The 684-nt window shown below is 72.7% G+C and carries 1 protein-coding gene; it reads left to right on the top strand.

All coding sequences use genetic code 11. The annotated features are described in order from the left end of the window. Nucleotides 1-684: response regulator transcription factor (locus A5714_RS18020; protein ID WP_231975923.1), on the top strand; the 684-nt coding region annotated here is incomplete at both ends.

Here is a 684-nt window from a genome sequence, read left to right as displayed (position 1 = left end):
GCCATGACGGACTGCTCGCGCGCGGCTGCCGGCCCGTTCAGCGCGGGCGCGCCGCGCGTGCTGGTGGTCGAGGATTCCGAGACCATCCGCGAAATGGTCAGCGAGGCGCTCACCGACGTCGGCTATCACACCGCCGGCCGGTGCGACGGCGACGGGCTGGAGGACGCCCTCGATGGGCTGCGGCCGGACCTGGTGGTGCTCGACGTCATGTTGCCGGGCCGCGACGGCTTCACCCTGATCGACGTCATCCGCGACTGGGGCGACGTCGGCATCGTCCTGATCACCGCCCGCGACGGCCTGCCGGACCGGCTGCGCGGCTTGGACGGCGGGGCCGACGACTACGTCATCAAACCGTTCGAGCTCGCCGAGCTCGTCTCGCGCGTCGGCGCGGTGCTGCGCCGCCGCGGACGGTTGCCGCACGTCGTACAAGTAGGGGACCTGATGCTGGACACCGGCGCGGGCGTCGCCGCGCGCGGCGGCAGCCGGCTCGACCTCACCGCGACGGAGCTGCGGCTGCTCGCCTTCCTCGTCGAGCAGCGCGGCCGCATCGTGAGCGCCGGTCAGATCCTCAACAGAGTGTGGGGCTACGACGCCTACGACCCCAACCTGGTGCAGGTGCACGTCAGCGGACTGCGCCGCAAGCTCGAGGCGCACGGCCCGCGGATCCTGCACACCGTCCGCGGC

Origin of the sequence: Mycobacterium sp. E2462 (assembly GCF_001672685.1) — a bacterium.
Lineage (GTDB): Bacteria > Actinomycetota > Actinomycetes > Mycobacteriales > Mycobacteriaceae > Mycobacterium.
This window is presented reverse-complemented; position numbering and strand designations above follow the sequence as displayed.